The organism is Cyanobium sp. A1C-AMD (assembly GCF_024346495.1).
GTDB lineage: Bacteria > Cyanobacteriota > Cyanobacteriia > PCC-6307 > Cyanobiaceae > Cyanobium_A > Cyanobium_A usitatum.
Map to the genome: position 1 here is coordinate 1 of NZ_JAGQDB010000104.1, position 7,178 is coordinate 7,178.

General features: G+C 64.8%; 4 protein-coding genes and 1 pseudogene. 1 reads left to right on the forward strand and 4 read right to left on the reverse strand.

All coding sequences use genetic code 11. The annotated features are described in order from the left end of the window. Positions 1-157: 157 nt before the first annotated feature. Genes KBY74_RS12755 through KBY74_RS12765 form a run of 3 tightly spaced genes read right to left on the reverse strand, consistent with a single transcriptional unit; the run spans position 158 to position 3,994 of the window. Positions 158-1,057 carry a peptidylprolyl isomerase gene (locus tag KBY74_RS12755; protein WP_254943016.1) on the reverse strand — a complete coding sequence of 300 codons (900 nt, stop codon included), beginning with the start codon at positions 1,055-1,057 and terminating at the stop codon, positions 158-160. Next, positions 1,054-3,483 carry a glycosyltransferase gene (locus KBY74_RS12760; RefSeq protein ID WP_254943017.1) on the reverse strand — a complete coding sequence of 810 codons (2,430 nt, stop codon included), beginning with the start codon at positions 3,481-3,483 and terminating at the stop codon, positions 1,054-1,056. Before KBY74_RS12760 ends, KBY74_RS12755 begins: the two co-directional genes overlap by 4 nt. Then, positions 3,425-3,994: a hypothetical protein gene (locus tag KBY74_RS12765; protein WP_254943018.1), complete on the reverse strand. Its 570-nt coding sequence runs from the start codon at positions 3,992-3,994 to the stop codon at positions 3,425-3,427. The genes KBY74_RS12760 and KBY74_RS12765 overlap by 59 nt, the downstream gene beginning before the upstream one ends. Before the next feature lie 38 nt (positions 3,995-4,032). On the opposite strand from KBY74_RS12765, the gene KBY74_RS12770 reads away from it, so the two are divergent. Beyond that, positions 4,033-6,387, forward strand: a complete 2,355-nt coding sequence (locus tag KBY74_RS12770; RefSeq protein WP_254943019.1) for a hypothetical protein — start codon at positions 4,033-4,035, stop codon at positions 6,385-6,387. A gap of 33 nt (positions 6,388-6,420) precedes the next feature. Here the strand turns inward: KBY74_RS12770 and KBY74_RS13925 are convergent. Next, positions 6,421-6,612: pseudogene (locus KBY74_RS13925) on the reverse strand (LuxR C-terminal-related transcriptional regulator); the annotation flags it as partial. Positions 6,613-7,178: the final 566 nt, after the last annotated feature.

The window sequence follows — 7,178 nt, forward strand, 5'->3', positions numbered from 1 at the left end:
AACAGGGTTTGGCCAACTCGGTAACGACAGGTCTCCAACAGCGGCTCCAAGGCGGCCGCAGCGTCCTGCTCAAGCTGGTCAAACGGGGGAAATGAACGCAGCCGCTGACCTGGGCCCGAAGGAGTTGGGGCCGCTGTGGCTGGAGGAATGGCAGAGGTCATCGGTTGAGATCAACAGGGAGCAGGACATCCGTGGTGGTGATTTCGGTCGCTTCGTTGTAGGGGGCTTCTATGGGCGGCAGATAAGGCAGGGGTGGAAGGGGCTCGCCATCCATCAGCAGCTGCACCCGCTGCTTGAACCACACCTGGAACAATTCTTCGATCATGCGGCCGCGGGTGGCGGCATCAAGCTGAGCAGGAATTAATTGCTCGAAGCGCAACACCACCCAAGTACGATCAACTTCAAACGGCTTCCAGAGCTGACCGGGACGGCTCACCCGCAACCGCGACACCAACTCGGGGTGGCCTGCGGTGAGAGGCAGGGGCCCAAGCTGGCCGCGGGTTTGACGTTCCGAGCCTTGGCTGTGGTGCTCGGCGAGAGCTGCGAAATCGGCTTCGCCCTCCTGGATGCGTTGATGAAGCTCCTCCGCCAGACCCCGATCACTCACCCGCAACAGCGCATAAACCACCTGATCGAGATCGAGCTTGCGTTCCAAAAAGCGTAGTTCGGCTTCCTCGCGATAGCGCCGCATGAGCCAACGCTCCAATCGGCGGCCCTTGGTAGCGAAATAACGCAAATCCTCAAAACCCAAACGCTTGCGCGGCAGCCAAGCAGCCAATTCTTCGTCGCTGGTCACCCCCTGGCTTTCGACGTAGCGGCGGATCAGCTGTTTCTCCTCCTCGGCCGAAAGCTCAATCGTGCCCACAATCTCATCGAGCACCCAGGCCTGCGCCACCGCCAGAGACAGCCCCTGCTGGCGAATCAGGCGATTGGTTTCAGCCACCGTGAGCCAGGGGCGCTCCGGGGCAATTTCCACCACCGGATGCTCGGGCACTCCGGAGAGCAATTCCGGCGGATTGAGGCGCGGACTGCGCTTGGCGTTTGGGCTGGAGCTCATTGAGGCACCTCCAGGCCGAGCCGCTCGAAGGCAGCACGCATCAGCTGCAGCCCCTGCTCACGGCCGTAGTGGCCGCAGGCAAAGCGATGGGCCGCCGTGCTCATGGTCTGCCAGGTGTTGTCTTCCGTGATCAACAGATTCACACCCTCCAGCCACTGCTGGTGATCCCGGGCAATCCACACCTCCTGGCCATGGCGCAGACCTGTGGCTTCAGCGGCCATCGGGCTGAGCACCTGGGGAATGCCGTGGGCCGCCGCGGCCACCACCTTGCCCTTGAGGCCGGCACCAGAGCGCAGGGGCGCAATGAACAGACGGTGGCGGTTGTACACGCTGCCCGCCTCCGCCACCCAACCGTGCACCACCACCCCGGCCTGCTCGCCCCAGGCCTCAGCCAGCTCACGGCTGAGGCCACTGCCATAAAGATGCAGGCTGAGCGCGGGCAGCCGCTGGCGCAGGGCGGGCCAGAGCTCGGCCAGAAACGCCGCCACCGCATCACGGTTGGGGGGATGGTTGTAGCTGCCGAGGAAGGCCAGCCCCTCGCGGCCAGCCAGAGGTGCGGGATGCTCAGGCCCCTCCAGCACCCAGGGGCAGGCGGCGGTGGCGGCGGTGCCCAGGGTTTCGGCCTCAATCACGCCGCGCTCCACTTCGCTATAGCTGAGAGTGAGGTCCACCTGGCGAATCACCTCCAGCTCCTGGCGTTTCACCAGCTCCACCGCCTCCAGCGCCCGCTGGGCGTCATCGCCCTCGAGCGATTCGGCGCAGGCGGCCCGCAGCTGGCGCAGATAGTGAAGGTCGGCATTGCAGAACAGCACCTTGGCATCGGGGCAGTGCTCCCGCAACAGAGGCAGGGCCGCCTGGGCCACGGTGTAGCGGGTGACGTACACCGCATCAAACTCCCCCCCCCGCTCGGCTAGGGCCTGGCCCAGCGACAGCACAAACGGCGCGTGCAGCACTTCGACGCCGCAGCGCTGCAGGGCTTCGGTGTAGTTGGCCAGCCAGGCCAGGTTGGCCGGCAGCAGGGTCACCTTGTAGCCCAGGGCCTGCACCAGCTCCATCTCCACCAGGGCGGCATGGCTGCCGGCATCGCGATCGGGCCGGGGGGTGTCGTGGTCGATGAACAGCACCCGCCCGCGAATGCCGCGGTCTTTGATGCGCTCGGCTTCGTCGTAGGTGGGTTCGGTGGCGCCGCTGAAGGCATGGGCCCACTTGCGCTGAAACAGCGGCCCATGGATCTCCTGGTATTTCTTCAACCCCTCGGTGGCCTCGGTGTCGCTGCCGTTGCTGAGCCCCTCGTGGTGAATCACTCGTGCCTGGGGGGCATAGCGCACCACAAAACCGGCCTCGCGCACCTTGAAGGCGAGGTCGGTGTCTTCGTAGTAGGCGGGTGAAAACTCCGGACTGAAGCCACCCACCTGGCGCCAGAGGTGGGAACAGATCATCAGGGCCGCGCCACTCACGTAATCCACTTGGCGGGCATAGGCAAACCCAGGCTCAAAGGGGTTGCGGGTGCGGCCATAGTTCCAGGGGCTGCCGTCGCCCCACACGATGCATCCGGCCTCCTGCAAGCGGCCATCGGGCAACACCAGCTGGGCTCCCACCAGCCCAGTATCGGGCCAATGTTCAAATGGGAAGAGGAGCTCCTCTAGCCAACGCGCGCAGGGCTCGGTGTCGTTGTTGAGCAACACCAGATAGGGCGCCTTGGCGATGGCAGCGCCACTGCAGCAGGCCTGGTTGAAACCACGGGCGAAGTCGTGGCGCACCACCCGCACCCCCGGGGCCTCCAGGGCCAGTGCCTCGCTGGTGCCATCGCTGGAGCCGTCGTCCACCACGATCACCTCGAAGGGCACCCGGGTGGGGGCGTAGGCCAGGGCGGCCAGGCAGCGGCGCGTCACGGCGTATTGACCATGCACCGGGATCACCACACTCACCTGCGGTGTCGCGGCGATCGGCAGCGCCAACGGGCGGCGGGGCACAGCCGAGCCATCGGGGCCTGGCTCGTGCCCCGGCGGCAGGGCCAGGCCGGCTGAATCTTGGTCCAGCCGCACGGGGTGGCTGAGCAGGCGCTGCAGCAGCGGCAACTCCGGGGGCAGCGGCGTGCCATCGGCATCGGCCCAGTGCAACCAGGTGGAGAGGCTGCGCTGGTGCTCCGTGGCCAGAGGCGATAGGTGATCGGGGAACGGGGGCCTGGCGTGGGCAAGCAGGGCCGGCCAAGGGGTGAGCTGGGCTGGCACCAGATCAAGGCTTTCGTCGAGCTGCTGCCAAACGCCCGTGGCATCGGCCTGCTCGAGGCTGAAATGGTGAATGCCGCCATCGCAGCAGCTGGAGGGCAAGCGCAGCTGCAGCGGCCACTCATGCTGGGGCAGTGGATTAGGTGGCTCGATCACAAGCGGCTCGCCTGCGTCGATCCGCAGTCGGTAGGCACGCATCGCGGCCTAATCCAGTGCGGCACAGCTGGCGCAGCAGCTGATAGCGCTCGGCATCAAGCCGCAGCGGGCTGCCAGGCAGCTCCAGGGTGAACTCGGCGTCAAAAAACGCCCGCACCACCATGCCACTGGTACGCGGCGGCAGATCGCGGCCGGAATGGCCCAGAAACACAAAGCCGCAATCAGCTTCAACCCCCTGGGCCTTCAGGTCGGGCCTGGGGCGGTTGGCGGTGCATTCCGCCAGCTTCCAGCGGCTGCTGGGGTTGAGCAGGTCGTCGAGCGTGAGCCGGATTGTGAGGGGCTCAGACCCTGTGCTGGCATCCAAAGCGGCGGCCCAGCCCACCAGCCCGGTGCGGGGCTCAAGCCCCTCAAGCTGGCCGCTGAATCCCTCTGAACGCAATCCTTTCTGACTCAGGCCTGTCTGACGCAAGCCTGCCTGACGGAATTCTTTCTGCGCAGCCGAACCTCCTACAAAACCTCCAGCAGCAGGTGCCGCAGCGGGGTGCGATGCCATTGGCTAACTCAGCCTCGGCAAGACGAACCTTGATGATAATGAGCCATACCACGATCTTAGGACTGATCGCCAGCACATCCCCCGGCACAGCCAGCAGCCTCAAGACCGCTGTCGCCACCAATCACAATCGTCCGCGAGCCGGGCTGTGGCTGGAGGTGGAACAGCTGCTGCAATTGCCCCTGGAAGCCGATGCCAAGGCCCAGCTCTGGCAGCTGGCACTGGAGCAGCAGGCTGATGCGGCTGCCGACGAGCAGCTACCCCTGGTGGTAGCCCTGGCACGACACCACGGCCAGGCCAGTGCCGCTGCTGGCGCTGAAGGACGCTGGACCGTGATGCAGGAGCACCTGGAGCAGGCGGTGGCCAGCTACCAGCGGCTGGCGCAGCTGACTCCGGAGCGGGCGGCTGACGCGCGCCAGGAACTGGGCAACCTGATCGGCAAGCTGATGGCCGATCTGCACGGCAGCGTGCATGCCGAGGACCCGCCCGCCGATGAGGAGCGGGGGGCGCTCTGCTGGCATGGCTTTCGGCTGGGCCAAACCTACCGACGGCTGCAACTGGAGCTGCCCGACTGGCTCTGGCACCTCGATGAACAGCTCACCCGCGAAGGGGGGATCGGCCTGAGGGAGCTCGCCCGGAGCACGGATGCCGGTTCATCCGAGGCACGTCAGCGCTGGCGACGCCAATCGCTGGAGCTGTTGATTCACCTCGGGCGCCTGCATCAACCCTGTCCTGAGTGGGTTCTGACAGCCGCACAGGAGCTGGTGGGCGATGAAACCAGCGCCGTGCTGGCGGGCACCGCCACGCCGGAGCAACTGAAAGCAGTGCTGGGCTTGCTGGCACGGCTGCCGCTGGCCAGCCAGCAACTAGCGGCGGTGCAGCTGGCAGCCCAGCGTGGGGTGTGGAGCTTGCAACTGCTCGAGCAGAGCACGGAACAGAAGACTGGCCAACCCAATGGGGTGACAGCACCAGCACCAGCACCCCAAGCCTCGATCTCCCAATCCAAAACCCAGCCAGCTCCAGCAGCAGCAAGCGCACCACCAGCAGCCCCTACCACTGAGCCGGCCCAGTTGCGCGACCCCCGCCAGCTCTTCCGCGCCCTGGGGCTGGCGGTGGAAGCCTGGCTGGCCGACCATCCGGCGGGTTTGCAAACCACCCAGCTCGAACCCGTGCTGCGGCCGGGCGAAGCCGTGGTGCTGTGCGGCAACGACCGCCTGCAACTGAACCTGGCGCCGCTGCTGACCTTCCCCCAGGTGGAGCTGCTGGATCAGCTGCTGCCAGCCTTCTTCACCCCCCTGCAGGAGGCGGGGCGGGGCCGAGAACTGGAACTCGCTGAGCCCCACAGCGCCTTGTGGAATGAGCTGGGGCGGCTTTGGCAGGGAGGCGGCCAGCTCAACAGGGAGCAATGGCGGGGGCTGGTGTATGCCACGGCCCTGTGGAACCGCTGCGGCGGAGCCGGAGCCCTGGAGGCCCAAGCCCTGGGATGGACCCTGCCGGTAGTCCCCCTGCAACCTGGCCAGAGCCTGCTGCGGCCGGGAAATGTGGAACTGGCAGCCCTACAAACTGCCCTGCTGCAGCGGGAGCAGCTGGAGGATCTGCTGGCCGAGATCCGCCGCCGCCACCACGACCGGGCCTGGATGGAAAGCCAGCTCGACAGCTGGTGGTACGACCCGAGCGATGGCAGCGAAAACCTGCGGCGCTTGCACACCAACGCGGGGTTTTATGCCAGCAGCCATGCGCCACTGGAGAGCCTGCAGCGCTGGAGCCAGGCGACGTTGCGAGCACTGCTGAGTAGTCCGGTGCTGTTTGGCAATGCCTCCATCACCGAGATGTTCTGGCCGGTGGCCCAGCAGCTTGTGCGCCAAACCCGGCAGCTGCCCCAGCTGGTGCAATGGCCTGGCGAGCAGGCCTTCTACAACTTCATTGCCGGCCAGGAGGTGCTGTTTATCACGCCGCTGGCAAGCGACGTAGAGGCCCATCACCGCACGGGCCTGGCGTTTGAGCTGTTCACCGACATCACCATCCAGCCCTACGGCCTGCGCTGCCTTGAGGCGCCGGTGTCGATCTACCCCAACCGCCCCGATCGCGGCTTTGAGGACAGCCTCGATCGCACCCTCGAGCAGATCGACCGGTCTTACAAGCAGAAACCGTTTGCCGTGTTCACCGCCGCCTGCGGCGCCTATGGGCTGCCTCTGTGCGAAGCGGTCAAGCAGCGCTATGGAGTGAGCTGCGTGTACGTGGGCAACCTGATGCATGCCTATTTCGGTGTGGTGCAGCGCACCAGCCGGGATTGGCGCGCGGCCAGCCGCATCGACGAGCACTGGATCAGCAGTCAGGCGCTGGAGGGAGTGCCGGGCATCAACCGCATCGAGGGCGGACGCTACCTGGGTCGGTGACCTGTAACTATCCAACTGAGGGGTGCGCTTGCGAATAGCAAGCTTCTGACAAACCTGCTTTAAGTGGTATTTAATAGTATCCAAATACAAATACTCGCCAATCTGGCGATCATTCAGGCCATAGACCACTTTCTGCATGACATCTGGCTCCCTTTGCGTGAGCGCATCCGCGCTAACCCTTTCGGTTGGATGGATGCACGAGGCGATCAAGGGCTCGACGTACATGGCGCCAGACGACACATTTCGCAATGCAGTAATGACATGGCCTGAGCCTATTTGCGACTCCAACAACAAGCCATCCGGGTGAACAGCGATTGCCTGTTAAAACAACACGCGATGCTCTTGCTGGAAAAAGAGGCTCGTCTTCAAATCAGAAGTGCGCCGCTTGGCTCGCTTGATCAGATCTAATCCCGGCCCCTCTTCCAGCAGCCACCCCAGTTCGCCCCCCATTCGAATCGCACCAAGAGGGTGGTCAGCAGGAGACTGCCTCTGACAAGTTGAGCTGAATACTGCTTGTCACATCTCGATAGAGCTCCTTGATCTCATTGGCAATCGAATAGTGCTTGGTCAGGAATCAACCAGCATCCAAAGCTGCGGGGAAGGAGGTTCTCACCATGGTCCTCAAGCGCTTGCCGCTTCCTCAAGCTAGTGGCGTGAGCGCAAAACCACCCGAACAGACATAGTCTGGTCTGTCACCAGTGTTGAGTCAATGAGCCAAGCAGCCTTCGAACGTGGCGACTGGGCGGCAGTCATCAAGGCCCATCCGCTTGAAAGCCACGACCCCGAGGAAT